This is a genomic window from Actinoplanes sp. URMC 104 (assembly GCF_051386375.1).
In the GTDB taxonomy this organism is placed as follows: Bacteria; Actinomycetota; Actinomycetes; order Mycobacteriales; family Micromonosporaceae; genus Actinoplanes.
Genome location: NZ_JBPQTO010000004.1, coordinates 361,348 through 375,598 on the forward strand (window position 1 = coordinate 361,348; position 14,251 = coordinate 375,598).

Annotated in this window: 14 protein-coding genes; 8 read left to right on the plus strand and 6 right to left on the minus strand. The window is 72.0% G+C overall.

Annotated elements, in window-relative coordinates; genetic code table 11:
• Positions 1-71: 71 nt before the first annotated feature.
• From ACSNN8_RS15445 to ACSNN8_RS15455, 3 genes are all read left to right on the plus strand, one after another.
• Entirely contained in the window at positions 72-1,370 is a 1,299-nt protein-coding gene (locus ACSNN8_RS15445) for a sensor histidine kinase (protein ID WP_436649876.1), read from the plus strand.
• 25 nt (positions 1,371-1,395) lie between these two features.
• On the plus strand, positions 1,396-2,040 hold the full coding sequence (locus ACSNN8_RS15450; RefSeq protein ID WP_436649877.1) for a LuxR C-terminal-related transcriptional regulator: 645 nt from the start codon (positions 1,396-1,398) through the stop codon (positions 2,038-2,040).
• Between the two features lie 71 nt (positions 2,041-2,111).
• Positions 2,112-4,277 (plus strand): MMPL family transporter, encoded by a 2,166-nt coding sequence (locus ACSNN8_RS15455; RefSeq protein ID WP_436649878.1) that lies wholly within the window; start codon positions 2,112-2,114, stop codon positions 4,275-4,277.
• Here the strand turns inward: ACSNN8_RS15455 and ACSNN8_RS15460 are convergent.
• Genes ACSNN8_RS15460 through ACSNN8_RS15470 form a run of 3 tightly spaced genes read right to left on the minus strand, consistent with a single transcriptional unit; the run spans position 4,274 to position 5,692 of the window.
• The gene (locus ACSNN8_RS15460) at positions 4,274-4,960 is read right to left on the minus strand and encodes a GNAT family N-acetyltransferase (protein ID WP_436649879.1); all 687 of its coding nucleotides are present in this window, start codon (positions 4,958-4,960) and stop codon (positions 4,274-4,276) included. The genes ACSNN8_RS15455 and ACSNN8_RS15460 overlap by 4 nt on opposite strands.
• 16 nt (positions 4,961-4,976) lie before the next feature.
• Complete coding sequence (crcB, locus tag ACSNN8_RS15465) at positions 4,977-5,324, minus strand: fluoride efflux transporter CrcB (RefSeq protein ID WP_436649880.1); 348 nt, start codon at positions 5,322-5,324, stop codon at positions 4,977-4,979.
• Complete coding sequence (locus ACSNN8_RS15470) at positions 5,321-5,692, minus strand: fluoride efflux transporter FluC (RefSeq protein ID WP_436649881.1); 372 nt, start codon at positions 5,690-5,692, stop codon at positions 5,321-5,323. The genes crcB and ACSNN8_RS15470 overlap by 4 nt, the downstream gene beginning before the upstream one ends.
• Positions 5,693-6,047: 355 nt before the next feature.
• On the opposite strand from ACSNN8_RS15470, the gene ACSNN8_RS15475 reads away from it, so the two are divergent.
• Together ACSNN8_RS15475 and ACSNN8_RS15480 are read left to right on the plus strand one after the other, a co-directional pair.
• Entirely contained in the window at positions 6,048-6,887 is an 840-nt protein-coding gene (locus tag ACSNN8_RS15475) for a hypothetical protein (RefSeq protein ID WP_436650733.1), read from the plus strand.
• Complete coding sequence (locus ACSNN8_RS15480; RefSeq protein WP_436649882.1) at positions 6,887-8,749, plus strand: class I SAM-dependent methyltransferase; 1,863 nt, start codon at positions 6,887-6,889, stop codon at positions 8,747-8,749. The genes ACSNN8_RS15475 and ACSNN8_RS15480 overlap by 1 nt, the downstream gene beginning before the upstream one ends.
• A gap of 53 nt (positions 8,750-8,802) precedes the next feature.
• Here the strand turns inward: ACSNN8_RS15480 and pseI are convergent, their stop codons facing one another.
• Together pseI and ACSNN8_RS15490 are read right to left on the minus strand one after the other, a co-directional pair.
• Positions 8,803-9,831: a pseudaminic acid synthase gene (gene pseI / locus ACSNN8_RS15485; protein ID WP_436649883.1), complete on the minus strand. Its 1,029-nt coding sequence runs from the start codon at positions 9,829-9,831 to the stop codon at positions 8,803-8,805.
• Positions 9,831-10,283 (minus strand): GNAT family N-acetyltransferase, encoded by a 453-nt coding sequence (locus ACSNN8_RS15490; RefSeq protein WP_436649884.1) that lies wholly within the window; start codon positions 10,281-10,283, stop codon positions 9,831-9,833. Before ACSNN8_RS15490 ends, pseI begins: the two co-directional genes overlap by 1 nt.
• A 200-nt stretch (positions 10,284-10,483) precedes the next feature.
• On the opposite strand from ACSNN8_RS15490, the gene ACSNN8_RS15495 reads away from it, so the two are divergent.
• Positions 10,484-12,667: a putative bifunctional diguanylate cyclase/phosphodiesterase gene (locus ACSNN8_RS15495; protein WP_436649885.1), complete on the plus strand. Its 2,184-nt coding sequence runs from the start codon at positions 10,484-10,486 to the stop codon at positions 12,665-12,667.
• Between the two features lie 10 nt (positions 12,668-12,677).
• Positions 12,678-13,118: an NUDIX hydrolase gene (locus ACSNN8_RS15500; RefSeq protein WP_436649886.1), complete on the plus strand. Its 441-nt coding sequence runs from the start codon at positions 12,678-12,680 to the stop codon at positions 13,116-13,118.
• Positions 13,119-13,185: 67 nt separating this feature from the next.
• On the opposite strand, the gene ACSNN8_RS15505 is transcribed toward ACSNN8_RS15500, so the two are convergent.
• Entirely contained in the window at positions 13,186-13,611 is a 426-nt protein-coding gene (locus ACSNN8_RS15505; RefSeq protein ID WP_436649887.1) for an Hsp20/alpha crystallin family protein, read from the minus strand.
• 244 nt (positions 13,612-13,855) lie between these two features.
• On the opposite strand from ACSNN8_RS15505, the gene ACSNN8_RS15510 reads away from it, so the two are divergent.
• The gene (locus ACSNN8_RS15510; protein ID WP_436649888.1) at positions 13,856-14,248 is read left to right on the plus strand and encodes a hypothetical protein; all 393 of its coding nucleotides are present in this window, start codon (positions 13,856-13,858) and stop codon (positions 14,246-14,248) included.
• Positions 14,249-14,251 lie beyond the last annotated feature (3 nt).

A 14,251-nucleotide genomic window follows, 5' to 3' on the forward strand; every position in this document is an offset into this window, starting at 1 on the left:
GGTTAACCCTACCGCCGATCGGGCGGCTCGCAGGATCGGAACGGGGACCGCCGATGCCTAGCGTCAACAACATGACGACGTACGCCTCTCCCGCGCCCTCACCTCTCGCGCGCCTGTCGCGGCAGGTGCTCATCGACACCCAGTACGTGCTCGTCGGCTTCCCGCTCGCGATGCTCACGGTCACGCTGTTCATGACGTTGTTCTTCACCGGCGTGGGCACGTTGATCATCTGGGTCGGCCTGCCGATCCTGCTGGCGACGTTCATGGTGGCGCGCGCCTTCGCCATGCTGGAGCGCGCCCGGATCCGCCCGGTGCTGGGCCGGGAGGTGCCGCAGCCCTACTACAAGAGCAGGCCCGACGCCGGCCTGCTGCAGCGGACACTGGCGCCGCTGACCGACAGCCAGTACTGGCTCGACCTGGTGCACGGCATGTTCCGCTTCATCCCGAGCACCATCAGCTTCAGCCTCGTGGTGACCTGGTGGGCCGGCGCGATCGGCGGGCTCACCGCGCCTCTCTGGGACTGGTCGATCCCGCGCGGGGCGGACGACCAGGACCTGCCCGAGCTGCTCGGGATGGGCGACGGCACCGCGACCCGGTTGGTGTTCTACATCGCGCTCGGCATCTTCTTCGCCGGCACCCTCTACCCGGTGGCCCGCGTCTCCGCCCTGCTCGAGGCGTGGTTCGCCCGCGGCCTGCTGAGCAGCCTGAACGATGTCCGCGAGCAGCTCGCCCAGGCGAACGCCGCCACGGTCGTCGCCCAGCAGCAGAAGGCCGCCGCCGTCTCGGCCGAGGCCACCGCGCTGCGCCGGCTCGAGCGCGACATCCACGACGGCCCGCAGCAGCGCCTGGTGCGGCTCGCGATGGACCTCGGCCGCGCCGAGCAGCAGTTCACCACCGACCCCGAGGCCGCCCGCGCCACCGTCGCCGAGGCGCTCACGCAGACCCGCGAGACGCTCGACGAGCTGCGCGCGCTGTCCCGCGGCATCGCCCCGCCGATCCTGGTCGACCGCGGGCTGCAGGCCGCCCTCATGGCGCTCGCCGGCCGCAGCCTGGTCCCGGTCGACCTCGACGCGGAGCAGATCGAGCGGCTCGAGCCCTCGCTGGAGTCGACGGCGTACTTCGTGGTCGCCGAGGCGCTGACCAACGTCGCCAAGCACAGCCACGCCAACGAGGTGCAGGTCAGCGTCCGGCGCAGCGGCAGCGGCCTGCTGGTCTCGATCGCCGACGACGGGGTGGGCGGCGCCAGCCTGGCCAAGGGACACGGGCTGGCCGGGCTCGACGACCGGGTGCGGGCGGCCGGCGGCGTGCTCGACGTGGAGAGCCCGCTCGGCGGCGGGACGCGGCTCACCGCGGCCCTGCCCCTCTTCTGATCGGCTTTTCTGACAGCATGGCGGCATGCGGGTGGTGATTGCAGACGACGCGGTGCTGTTGCGTGAGGGACTCGTCAGGCTCGTCCAGGAGAACGGTCACGACGTCGTCGCGGCCGTCGGGGACGGGCCTTCCCTCGTTTCCGCGATCGCCGAGCACAAGCCGGACGTGTCCATCGTGGACGTCCGCATGCCGCCCTCGCACACCGACGAGGGGCTCCGGGCCGCGGTGGAGGCGCGCGGCCTGGTGCCCGGCACCCCGATCCTCGTGCTGTCCCAGTACGTCGAGGTCTCGTACGCCGACGATCTGCTCGCCGACCGCCTGGGCGCGGTCGGCTATCTGCTCAAGGACCGGGTGTCGCAGGTCGGCGAGTTCCTCGACGGGCTGCGCCGGGTCGCCGGCGGCGGCACCGTGCTCGACCCCGAGGTGGTCAGCCAGCTGCTCGTCCGGCGCCGCCGCGACGACCCGCTGCGGGCCCTCACCCCGCGCGAGCGGGAGGTGCTGGGGCTCATGGCCGAGGGCCTGTCGAACAACGCGATCGCCCGCAAGATGGTCGTCACCGAGGGCGCGGTCGAGAAGCACGTGCGCAACATCTTCACCAAGCTCAACCTGCACCAGGACGAGGAGCAGCACCGCCGCGTGATGGCAGTGCTGGCCTACCTGCAGGGGTAGGGCTACCCCTACCCCCGATAAGCGGGTCAGCCGTATCGATCGCGGTCGCCGCAGTTCCTAGCGTTTCCAGCATGAAGAATCCCGAGCACGTCAAGGGCATCGCGGCACGCGCCGCGCTCTGGAGCGCCCGTCACCGGACTCTCGCGATCCTGGGGTGGATCGCCTTCGTCGCCGCCGTCACCGTCCTGAGCGGACACTTCGGCACCATCGAGGCCACCGGCGCCGACCAGGGTCACGGTGACTCGGGCAAGGCCGACCGGATCGTCGAGGCGGCCGGCTTCCCCGAGCGGCCCGCCGGCGAGATGGTCATCGTGCAGAACCGGGCGAGCAGCAACCGCGCCGCCGCCGTCGCCGACGTCACCGCGGCGCTGAGGAAGACGCCGGACGTGGTCGACGTGCAGGCGCCGATCCAGTCGCCGGACGGTCGCTCCTCGCTCGTCGCGTTCGGCATCGGCGGCGACCCGGAGACCGCCTCCGAGCGGGTGCAGCCGGCCCTCGACACGGTCGCCCGCGTGCAGGCCGTCCACCCCGGTCTCTACATCGCCGAGGGCGGCGACGCGAGCGGTGAGAAGCTGATCGGCGACAAGCTCGAGAAGGGCCTCAACCAGCTCGGGATGCTCTCGATTCCGGTGACGCTCGGCATCCTGCTGGTCGCCTTCGGCGCGGTGGTCGCCGCGCTGCTGCCGGTCGCGCTGGCGATCATGGCGGTCGTCGCGGCGATGGGCCTGCTGGCGTTCGCGAGCCGCCTGGCGCCGACCGTGGACACCACCGTGCACGTGATGCTGCTGGTGGGCCTCGCGGTGGGCGTCGACTACTGCCTGTTCTACATCCGCCGGGAACGCGACGAGCGGCGCAACGGCGCCGACCCGCACCGCGCCCTGGTGATCGCGGCGCAGACCTCGGGCCGTTCGATCTGGATCTCCGGTCTGACCGTCATCGTCGCGATGGCGGGCATGTTCCTGACGTTCGACACGACCTTCGTCAGCTTCGGCGTGGGCACGATCCTCGTCGTCGCGACCGCCGTGCTCGGCTCGCTGACCGTGCTGCCGGCGCTGCTGTCGGCGCTGGGCGACAAGGTCGACGCAATCAAGATCCCCGGACTCTACCGGCGGCGCAGCGACGGCCGGGTGTGGAACGGGTTCCTGCGGCTGGTGCTGGCCAAGCCGCTGATCTCGGCGGTGCTCGCGGTGGGCGCGCTGGCCGCGCTGGCCGCCCCGGCGCTCGACCTGCGGACCAAGGCCGAGGGCCTCGAGGACCTGCCGCCCAGCGCGCCGATCGTCCAGGCGTACCGGGCCATCGACGAAGCTTTCCCCAGCGAGACCTCGCCCGCGCAGGTCGTGGTGGCCTCGTCCGCGGTGCGGTCCAAGGGCTTCGAGCAGACCGTGGCGCGCCTCCGTGCGGAGGTGGAGGCGAGCGGCGGACGGCTCACCGGGCCGGTGGACGTGCGGATCAACCCCGCGGGAACGGTCGCCGTGGTGTCGCTCGGCCTGGCCCACGAGTCCGACCTGACGCTGCTGCGCTCCACCGTCGTGCCGCGGGTCTTCGGATCCACGCCGGCCCTGGTCACCGGCGAGGCGGCCGGCAGCGCCGACTTCAACGCCCGGCTCGACGCGAGCCTGCCATGGGTGTTCGGTTTCGTGCTCGGGCTGGCGTTCCTGCTGCTGCTGGTGTCGTTCCGCTCGGTCGTGGTCGCGGTCACCGGGGTGGTGCTCAACCTGCTGTCGGTCGCCGCGGCGTACGGGATGCTGGTCTTCGTCTTCCAGTACGGCCACTTCGAGAGCCAGCTGGACTTCCAGGCCGCGGGCGGGATCATCAACTGGATGCCGCTGTTCCTGTTCATCATCCTGTTCGGACTGTCGATGGACTACCACGTCTTCGTGCTCAGCCGGATCCGCGAGGGACACGACCGCGGCCTGTCGACGCGGATGGCGGTGCGCGAGGGCATCGGCCGCACGGCGGGCGTCATCACCAGCGCCGCGGTCGTGATGGTGGCGGTGTTCGCCCTGTTCGCGACGCTGCCGCTGGCCTCGACCAAGCAGCTGGGCATCGGCCTGGCCGCCGCGGTGCTGCTCGACGCGACCATCATCCGGGCCGTGCTGCTGCCCGCCGTGATGGCGCTGCTGGGCGAGAAGAACTGGTGGCTGCCCCGCTGGCTCGGGTGGCTGCCGCAGATCGCCCACGAGCCGCCGCAGACCGCGGCGCCCGCCCGTGACGAGCGGGAGCTGGCCCGGGTCTAGCCGTTGTGCCGTTCGCCGCTGCCGGACTCCGGGAACTCCCGGGGTCCGGTCCGGCGGTGCAGGAGGATCTCGGCGCCCACGGGACGGTAGCCCGCGGACTGGAAGGCGCGGATGCTGCGGGCGTTGCCGGCGGCCTGCTGGGACCAGAGCACGGCGCCCGGCGGGATCAGGTGCCGGCCCGCGAGCGCGAGCGCGCGGCCCAGCCCCCGGTCGCGGGCCTGCTCGTCCACCTCGATCGAGATCTCCCAGCGGCCCGCCACGCCGCGGCCGATCGTCAGGACGCCGCCGAGGGCCTGCCACGTGCGCACGTCGTCGCGGTGCTCGAGCGCCCGGCGTACGCGGGGGTGCTCCTGGTCCTGCTCCTCGGTGAGCGGCAGCGGCGGCGGACCGGCCAGCGCGGATGCGACGGTCAGCAGGTCGATCGTCTCGGTCGTGCGGCCGGTGCGGGCCATCAGCGCGGACAGGAAGACCGGGTTCATGGTCGCGGCCAGCGGGTCGCAGTCGAGCGCGGCGATCGTCGCGTGGATCCAGGCCGGGTCCTCGTCGAGGAAGATCACGGTGTGCGCGGTGAAGGCCAGGACCCCGGCGTCGCGGTCGCTGGGCTGCGGGACGACGGTCGTGCCGCCGTCGGCCGCGGGGAACTCCCCGGCGGCCGCCGCTTCGAGAATCTTCGCCAGCTCCATCCCGCGATCCTCCCGGTCAGAGGGACGCGCCGAGCAAGCGCCCCAGGGCGGCGGCGGCCAGGCCGAGGGCGAGGCTCAGCGCCACGTAGGTCACGGCCCGCCGGCGCTCGCCGTTGCGGACCAGCGTGAGCGTCTCGAGGCTGAACGTCGAGTACGTCGTGAGTGCCCCGCAGAAGCCGGTGCCCAGCAGGGCCGCCAGGGCCGGGGGAGCGGGCAGGCCGATCAGGAGGCCGAGCAGCAGCGAGCCGGCCACGTTGACGGTCAGTGTGCCGACCGGGAACGTGCCGCGGCGTAATGCCTGATCGGTCAGATAGCGCAGCGGAGCGCCCACCGCGGCGCCCAGCGCGACCAGCAGCGCGGTCACCGCGGCATCCGGGCCGCCAGCGCGCTGCCCGCCCAGACGGCCAGCAGCGCCCCGGCCAGGGTCGCCAGCAGGTACACCAGGCCGATCACGGTGGGTGACAGCACGACGTCGGTCATGGCCGTGGAGAAGGTGGTGTAGCCGCCCAGGAATCCGGTCACCAGGAACGGGCGCACGTGACGCCGGTCGGGCAGGAACCGGGCGATCCAGACCGCCAGCAGGCCGGCCAGGAAGCAGCCCGAGACGTTCACCAGCCAGACGGCCCAGCCGAAGCCGCCCGCCGGGTGGGGCCAGGCGACGGTGAGGCCGTAGCGCGCCAGCGCGCCGAGCACCCCGCCCGCCGAGATCACCCCGAGGGTCCGGCCGTCCATGCCGATCAAGGTAGCGCAAGCGACGGTGTGTCCACTTTGGGTGACGGTCACGGTCGCCGGAGCGGGATCGACACTGGTGGGTTACGGGTCCTAACGGGTGATGTGTAACACACAGCAACCGCCAAGGTGTCCGGCACAATCGCAGGCCGGACGCCGTTTGGCGGTCACAATCGGGCATTTCGACCGCGCGGCTCGCCGTTCCGACCGGGGAACGATTCCCTAACGGTCCCCGCGGAACTTAACCTTGGGTGGTACCTTTCGGCGTCGACTTGCCAGGCCCCGACGGCCTGACGACATCGCGCGCCCGAGCGAACTTCAGATGGCGGCGCACCAGCAGCCGGCGATGGACGAGGGAATGCATCACGCCAACTATCACTACGGTCACGCCCACCTGTTGGCCCGCTACTGCGATCTGCCCGATCCTATGCACCCGCCTCGCCTGCAGGGTTATCTCCAGCACGGCTGGAACATGGGTGACGGTCTAGCCCCGGGCACCCCCTTCGTGAACGGCAGCCGCATCTTCGTGTGGTCCGAGGAGACCCGGCGCCGCTCCTGGTCGCAGGGCCGCCGCGACGTCATCGTGGTCGGCGCCCCGTTCGCGTACCTGCTCGAGATGGAACCGGAGCCGGCCGACGCGCCCGAGCCCGAGGGCACCATCTTCTACCCCTTCCACGGCTGGGAGGGCCAGCAGATCAGCGGCGACCACCAGAGGCTGATCGACGAGGTCAAGGCCGTCGAGACCGGCCCGGTGACCGCCTGCCTGTACTGGAACGAGTACCGGATGAAGAGCGTTCGCAAGATCTACGAGAACGCCGGCTTCCGGGTGATCTGTCACGGCTACCGCGGCTTCTGGTGGCGTGACCACAACCGTGAGTTCCTGGTCGGGCAGCTCAAGGAGCTGCGCCGCCACCGCCGGGTGGTGTCGAACCGGCTGTGCAGCGCCGTCTGGTACGGCGCCCTGGCCGGCCGCGAGGTTGCCGTCTACGGCGACCCGATGGTCCTCGACAACGCCGACCCGACCTTCGGCGGCGAGCCGCGTCTGCGCCGGCAGTGGCCGGAGGTCTACGGGCACCGCACCGACTCCGCCGTCACCCATGCGCTGGCCCGCCAGCAGCTCGGCGCCGACGAGCTCGCCTCTCCCGACGAACTGCGCGCCATCGTGGGCTGGCCCGCCTCCACAGAAAGGCTGAAGTGATGTCGGAGCGCTCCGCGGCCCTGCTTCCGAACGAGGGCACGGACTTCGCCGCCGCGCTCGCCGCGCCGCCGGTCAACAACCTGCGGCGGATCGGCGGCGAGATGTTCGCGTGGAGCGACCGGGACCCGCAGCGCGGCCCGGCCCTGCCGCGCGGCGCCGTCCTCCGCCACCTGATCGGGGAGCACGCAGCCCCCGGCCGTACGGTCCTGGTCGCCGGGCCGCACGCCGAGGAGGTCGTGGTCGCGCTGGCCGACAGCGGCGCCGCGGTCACCTGGCTGCTGCGGTCGCTGGTCGACGCCGAGGAGGCCGCCCGCAACCACCCGCGGATCACCGTGCTCGCCGGCGCCGCGGTCAAGCTCGACGCCGCCGAGAAGTTCGACCTGGTCGTCGCGGCCGACGGCGTCGAGCGGCTGAACTCGGCCGAGGGCGAGCAGATGACCGCCGCCCAGCTGATCGACCGGCTCGCCGAGGCCGTGCAGCCCGACGGCGTGCTGCTGCTCGTGCACGACAACCGGCTGGGCGTGCACCACACCGTGCGCCTCGAGCCGGGCGCCCGCGAGCGGCACGACTCGGAGTGGTACGCGGCCGAGGACGAGCAGGACACCCAGCGCCCCGCCTCGCAGGAGCAGCTGGCCGCCCGGCTCGCCGAGTCCGGCCTGACGGTCGGCGCCTCGTACGCGGTGTTCCCCGAGCCGGCCGCCCCGACCGTGCTGGTCGGCGAGGGTCTGCTGGGCGAGGTCTCGTCGCCGCTGCGCCCCCGGCTCGGCACCGCGCTGTCCCAGGCGTTCGCCGCGGCGTTCCGTGGCCGTCCGGTGCTCAGCGACCCGCGCCGCCTGGTCAATCGCGCACTGCGGGCCGGCGCCGAGAGCACTGTGGCGCCCGCCTGGCTGATCATCGCGCAGGCGCAGGACGCCCCCGCGGTCAACCGCCACGAGCTGCTGATCGGCGACGCGCGCGGCACCTTCGCGTACGAGGTCGCCTCGAGCGGCAACCAGGTGCGCACGACCGTCCTCCAGCCGCTGGAGGGGCCGATCGAGCGGGAGGGCCTGCGCCGCATCAGCGAGCCGACCGCGCCCGGCGCCGACGCGGGCTACGTGCTCGAGGAGCGCCTGCTGCACCTCGCGGCCACCAACGACCTGCGCAACCTGCGGATCGAGCTGACCCAGTACGACGCCTGGCTGCGGGGCCAGGCCCAGGACGGCCTGCTCACCGGGCCGGTGGCGCTGGCCGGGCTCGCCGACGTCTTCGTCACCGAGGACGGCGCGGCGCTGCTGCCCACCCGCTGGGAGCCGGTCGAGCCGGTGCCGTTCGAGACCGTGGAGACCCGCGCGATCTGGCAGTTCGCCGTCCAGCTCATCACCTCGGGCCAGGCGCACCCGTGGCCGGTCACCTCCAGCGCGGTCGACCTGACGGCGATCATGCTGGGCATGGTGGGCCAGGGCGTCGGCGCCGACCAGGTGCGCGCGGCCGTCGACCTGCACGTGCGGCTCGAGACGGCCGACCTGGAGCTCAGCCTGGCCGACCAGCACGACCGGCGGCTGCAGCTGCTCGCCGTCTCGCCCGGCTCGGCGTCGGTCGACGTGGCCGGCTTCCGCGAGCTCACCGAGGCGCTCTGGCGTCAGCGGTACCAGGCCAGCCATCTGCTCTCGATGATGGACTGGACCGAGCAGATGATCAAGTCGCGCGACCTCGCGGTCAGCAAGATGGACTGGGAGGTGCAGTTCTACAAGAAGACCTGGGCCGGCCGGTTCCTCTGGGTCTCGCGCAGCGCCTACCGGGTGCTGATGCGCGACGGCCGCAAGTTCGTCCGTGGCCGCCGCGCCCGCAAGGCGGCCGAGGCGCAGGCGAACGCCGTACGGTAAGGCTTGAAAGAAGGGCCCCTCCAGCGCGGAGGGGCCCTTCTTTCATGACTGTGTCAGACGAGGTCCCACGTCAGCGGGGTGCCCTTCTCGGCGTCCGCCGTGAAGGTGCGGCCCAGCACCTGCCCGATGGCGTCGGGCTCCAGCCCGCCGGTCGGGCGGATCGACCGGACGTTCTCGGGGGTGACCTTGTCGCCCGCCTTGACGTCGGCGACCACGTAGAGCGAGCGACGGAACCGCAGGCCCTCCTTCTCGGCCTCGGTCGGGCCGATGTGCGTGGTGCCCAGCGCCTGCCAGGCCCGCTCCGACTCGATCCGCATCGCCTTGAGCTCGGCCGGCTCCAGCGAGAACGCCGAGTCGACGCCGCCGTCCGCGCGGTCGAGCGTGACGTGCTTCTCGATCAGGCACGCGCCGAACGCCACCGACGCGATCGGCACGCCGATGCCGTGCGTGTGGTCGCTCAGGCCGATCGGCCGCTCGAGCATCTGGGCCAGCACCGGGATGCGGCGCAGGTTCGTGTACTCCGGCGGCGCCGGGTACGAGGCCGTGCAGCTCAGCACGGTGATGTCGGTGGCGCCGGCGCCCTCGGCGGCCTCGACCGCGGCGGCGATCTCCTTCACCGAGGCCATGCCGGTGGAGATGATGATCGGCTTGCCGGTGCTCGCCGCGAGGCGGATCAGCGGCAGGTCGGTGATCTCCGAGGAGGCGATCTTGTAGAGCGACGCGTCCAGCTTCTCGAGCAGCTCGACGGCCGTACGGTCGAAGGGGCTGGAGAACGGCGTGATGCCGCGCTCGCGGGCCCGCTCGAAGATCGGCTGGTGCCAGTCCCACGGCGTGTGGGCGCGCTCGTACAGGTCGTACAGGTAGGCCTCGGACCACAGCTCGTGGCCCTTGGAGATCTGGAAGCGCGGGTGCTTCACGTCCACGGTCATGGTGTCGGCCGTGTACGTCTGGATCTTGATGGCGTCCGCGCCGGCGTCGGCCGCCGCGTCGACCAGCGCGAGCGCCCGGTCGAGAGAGCCGTTGTGGTTACCCGACATCTCCGCGACGATGTACGGCCGCTTGTCGGGCCCGAACTTAGTCATTACTTCCCTCTCTCCGTCCAGACGACAGTCTTCATCTCGCCGTCGACAAGTCGTTCGTAGCGCCGCGTCTCCTTGAAGCCGAAGCGCCGGTGGAGCGCGAGCACCTGTTTGTTCTCGGCGAGCGTCTCGCCGCCCAGCGTCTCCAGGCCAAGTGTGCCGAAGGCGTACTCGACGGCCTCCTTCTCGAGCCGCATCCACGCCTGCAGCTGCCGGTCGCCCAGGCCGGCCGTGTCGAGATAGAACGACCAGGTGTTGCCGTCGAAGATCACGACACCCGCGGGCGTGCCCGCATCGTCCTCGTAGATCAAGACGTCACGCCAGCGCTTTTCCCACCACTTCGCGTGCTCCTCGGGCTTGATCTCGTGCGTGGTCAGGCTCACCGCACGCACCGACTCGTGGTTGCGCCAGGGCAGGATCATGTCCCGTTCGGCGTAGGTCGCAGGTCGCAGCACAGTCACAAAGTATGGCCGCCCCGCCGGCGCTTCCTCCGGCGACCTGGGTCACAGCGCGATTCCTCACCCTCGTCCGGCCGCAGCCGATCACTGCGGAAGCAATCTTCTCTCGAGAGGCGGACCGGATGGGCGTGCTCAGGAGTCGGCCCAGCCGACCACTCCAAGCGTCCGGGGCGCTGCTGCTCATCACGATCGTCATGATGGCGGTCAACGCGATCGAGCCGGTGATCCCGTGGGTGCTGCTCTGGGTGCCCGGCACGATCGGCGCGGTGCTGCTGGCGGTCAACAGCCGGCTGACCGCGCGCACCGGGCACCTGCCCGTCGCGCTCCGGCGGTTCTGGCAGCACATCTCGGTGGCCGTCGTCTTCGTCGGCCTCGGCGGGGCCGCGCAGGCGTACGACATCGTCGCGGCCTCCGGCGGCGTGGTGCGCGAGTTCGGCTCCGGCCAGATGGTGTTCCACGGGATCGCCCTGTGCATCGTCATGTACGCCCTGCTCCGGCTGCCGTTCGGCCTGGAGAGCCGCGGCGAGACGTTCCGGGTGGTGCTCGACGCCGGCACGGTCATGCTCGCCTGCGCCGTGTTCGTCTGGCACTTCGCTACCCGCTACTCGTTGCAGAGCGGCGGGGCCGGCTTCACGTACATCTCGCTCGGGCTCAGCGTCATGGCGCTGCTCGCCGTCTTCGCCGTCGCGAAGTTCATGCTCACCAGCCACGCGCACATCGACCGGGGTGTGCTCCGGCTGATCGGCGCGGCCGTGAGCATCGGAGCGGTCGGCCCGGTGCTGCGCCCGGTGTTCCTGGCGTACGACGCGCACCTGTTCCCGGACATCGCCTACCTGCCGGCCATCTACCTGCTCGCCTCGTGGGCCGCCGAACGCTCGCGCACCGTCACCGCCGGGCCCCGGCGTGGCACCCCACCGCCGCGCCGCCGGCCGTTCAGCGTGCTGCCCTACCTGGCCATCGCCGCCATCGACGTCCTGCTGCTCAGCGTCACCTGGCCGGTCGCCGGCACCGAGGGCCACATCGTCCTGGTCAGCGCGGTGCTGCTCACCGCGGTCGTCGTGCTCCGTCAGATGACCGCCTTCCAGGACAACGGCCGGCTGCTGCGCCGCCTCGACCACAGCGCCACCCACGACGCGCTCACCCAGCTGCCCAACCGCGTGCTCTTCCACGAGCGGCTGCGCCGGGCGCTGGACGCCCCCGCCGAGCGGCCGGTCGCCGTCGCGCTGATCGACCTCGACGACTTCAAGGAGGTCAACGACACGCTCGGGCACGAGGTCGGCGACCAGCTGCTGATCGCGGTCGCCCGGCGCCTGTCCGGTTGCCTGCGCGTCGAGGACACCGTGGCGCGCCTCGGCGGCGACGAGTTCGTCGTGGTGCTCGACGGCGCCGACCCGGCCGCCGCGGACCTCGCCGCCCGGCGCATGATCGAGTCGCTCCGGGCGCCGGTCCTGACCGACGGCCACGAGCTGCCGATCCGGGCCAGCATCGGCATCGCCGACGGCCGCGCCGGCGACGACGCCAGCGTGCTGCTGCGGCAGGCCGACATCGCCATGTACGCCGCCAAGGCGCTGCCCGGCACGGCGTCGCTGCACTACCAGGCCGACATGGCCGCCACCTCCGCCGGGCAGTCGCACCTCGGCGCGGAGCTGCGCGAGGCGATCCGCGACGAGCAGCTGTTCCTGCTGTTCCAGCCGATCGTGACGCTCGGCGACGACCACCGCGTGCTGGGCGCCGAGGCGCTGGTGCGCTGGGCCCACCCGGCGCACGGCACGCTGGCGCCCGACGCCTTCATCCCGCTGGCCGAGCGCACCGGCCTGATCGTCCCGCTGGGCCGCTGGGTGCTGCGCGCCGCGCTGCGCGAGATGGCGCACTGGCCCGCCGGCACCCTCATCAACATCAACATCTCGGCCCGCGACCTGCGCGAAGCTGACCTTCCCGCGTTCGTGGCCGCGCTGCTCGACGAGCACGGCATCGCCGCCGACCGGGTCACCCTCGAGCTCACCGAGTCGATGCCGCTGGAGCCCGGCGAGTCGCTGACCGCCCTGGCCGCCCTGCGCGCGCTGGGCGTCAAGGTGGCGCTGGACGACTTCGGCACCGGCAGCTCGCCGCTGAGCCTGCTGCACGACGTGCCCGTCGACGAGCTCAAGCTCGACCGCGCCTTCACCCAGGCCGCCCCCGACGGCGGCATCCCGGTCGCCGCCGGCGTGGCCCACCTCGCGCAGGCCCTCAGCCTGCACGCGGTCGCCGAGGGCGTCGAGACCGAGGAGCAGGCCGACCGCCTGCGGGACCTCGGCTTCCCCGCCGCCCAGGGCTACCACTTCGGCCGCCCCATGCCCGCCGCCGACTTCCAGGCGCTGCTGCTGGTGGGCGCCGCCGCATAGGGTCGGCCCCATGGAGAGCGTCCACCGCCCGGCGGCCCGGGTTATCTGCTTCGACGCCGACGGCCGCGTGCTGCTGATGAACTGGCGTGACCCGCACGACGGCTCCGAGCTGTGGGAGCCGCCCGGCGGCGGTATCGACGACGGCGAGACCCCGCGTGAGGCCGCCCGCCGGGAGCTGGCCGAGGAGACCGGACTCGACACCGCCCGCGTGGGCGACCGCTGCGTCGACGTCGAACGTCGCTCGCGGTGGAAGGGGAGGCTCTACGTCGGCGTCGAGCAGTTCTTCGCGGCGCGCTACGACACGTCGCGTCCGGGGCTCTCCCGCGCGGGGCTGCTGCCCTACGAGGCCGCGGAGCTGATCGGCCACGCCTGGGTGCCGCCGGCCGAGTTCGCTTCGCTCCCCGGCCGTCTCGAGCCGCCGGAGCTGGCCGAGATCGTCAAGCTTCTCTGAGGTACGGGTGACGCGGAGCTGCAGCGGCCCCCCACGTGGGCGGCGGGCCGCTGCGACGACGGCCGGCTCAGGCGCTGATCTGCCGGCGCCCGGAGTTCCCGGCCGCAACGCTGATCTTGCGTGGCTTGGCCTGCTCGGAGACCGGGATGGCCAGCGTCAGCACGCCGTTGTCGTAGGTCGCCTCGAGCTTGTCGGTGTCGAGGATGTCGGCGAGGAACAGCTGCCGGCTGAACACGCCCATCGGCCGCTCGCTGATCACGGTCTCGACGCCGTCCTTGGCGCGGCGCTGCCGCTGGGCCCGGACCTGCAGGACGTTGCGCTCGACGGTCAGCTCGATGGAGTCCGGGTCGACGCCGGGCAGATCGAAGTAGACGTAGAAGGTGTCGCCGTCGCGTTCGGCGTCGACGTGCATGACGGCCGGTCGGCTCATCGTGCCGGTGAGCTGGTCGAAGAGACGGTCGACGTCGCGGAAGGGGTCGGTGCGCATCAACATGGTCATCTCCTCCTGAGATTCTCCGGTGCTCCTTCACCACCGGAGCCCCGCTGACCCGGGGATTCTCCCGAAAGTTGAGTGCCCTTAACTCAACTCACTTCTACCGATACAACGAGCCCGTGTCGCTGTCAAGCCCCGCCGGATCCGGGGTCTTGACAGTGCGGGGCGCGCGTTTTATCACTTGTTCTCGGGAGGGAGAGCGACCGGACCGAGCGCCACCAGCATGTCCAGGAGGTGATCGCGAATGTGGCCGCAGGTGACCGACCGGTGGGTGTTGCACATCGCCGCGACCCCGCACCAGGTCGACGACGTCCTCGCCGAGCTGTGCATCCACAAACGTGCCGTGCCGATCGGCGACCCGCGCTTTCCGGCCTGCCTGGCCGGGCCCGAGACCCCGCACGAGCCGCCGACGTGGATGAGCCTCGCCCGGGCCGAGCTCGAGCGGCGCGGCTACCGCACCCTGTGGTGCGATCTGGACTGCCCGCACCATCCGTCGCCGGCGAACGAGGGTGACGGGCGCGGCCGCGCGGACCGGCGATCGCCTTCGGGCCGTACGTCGCTGCGCCGCCTGATCGGCCGCGTCCCCCACCACCGCGGCGCGGTCATCCGGACCCGCAACGACCCGGCCATGAGCTGAGCC

What these genes read in the sequence shown, in the direction of transcription:
- ACSNN8_RS15450 (WP_436649877.1), top strand. Translation starts at nt 1,396, where the DNA reads ATGCGGGTGGTGATTGCAGACGACGCGGTGCTGTTGCGTGAGGGACTC.
- pseI (WP_436649883.1), bottom strand. Translation starts at nt 9,831, where the DNA reads ATGACTAAGTTCGGGCCCGACAAGCGGCCGTACATCGTCGCGGAGATG.
- ACSNN8_RS15455 (WP_436649878.1), top strand. Translation starts at nt 2,112, where the DNA reads ATGAAGAATCCCGAGCACGTCAAGGGCATCGCGGCACGCGCCGCGCTC.
- ACSNN8_RS15480 (WP_436649882.1), top strand. Translation starts at nt 6,887, where the DNA reads ATGTCGGAGCGCTCCGCGGCCCTGCTTCCGAACGAGGGCACGGACTTC.
- ACSNN8_RS15475 (WP_436650733.1), top strand. Translation starts at nt 6,048, where the DNA reads ATGCATCACGCCAACTATCACTACGGTCACGCCCACCTGTTGGCCCGC.
- ACSNN8_RS15495 (WP_436649885.1), top strand. Translation starts at nt 10,484, where the DNA reads ATGGCGGTCAACGCGATCGAGCCGGTGATCCCGTGGGTGCTGCTCTGG.
- ACSNN8_RS15510 (WP_436649888.1), top strand. Translation starts at nt 13,856, where the DNA reads ATGTGGCCGCAGGTGACCGACCGGTGGGTGTTGCACATCGCCGCGACC.
- ACSNN8_RS15500 (WP_436649886.1), top strand. Translation starts at nt 12,678, where the DNA reads ATGGAGAGCGTCCACCGCCCGGCGGCCCGGGTTATCTGCTTCGACGCC.
- ACSNN8_RS15445 (WP_436649876.1), top strand. Translation starts at nt 72, where the DNA reads ATGACGACGTACGCCTCTCCCGCGCCCTCACCTCTCGCGCGCCTGTCG.
- ACSNN8_RS15470 (WP_436649881.1), bottom strand. Translation starts at nt 5,692, where the DNA reads ATGGACGGCCGGACCCTCGGGGTGATCTCGGCGGGCGGGGTGCTCGGC.
- ACSNN8_RS15460 (WP_436649879.1), bottom strand. Translation starts at nt 4,960, where the DNA reads ATGGAGCTGGCGAAGATTCTCGAAGCGGCGGCCGCCGGGGAGTTCCCC.
- ACSNN8_RS15505 (WP_436649887.1), bottom strand. Translation starts at nt 13,611, where the DNA reads ATGTTGATGCGCACCGACCCCTTCCGCGACGTCGACCGTCTCTTCGAC.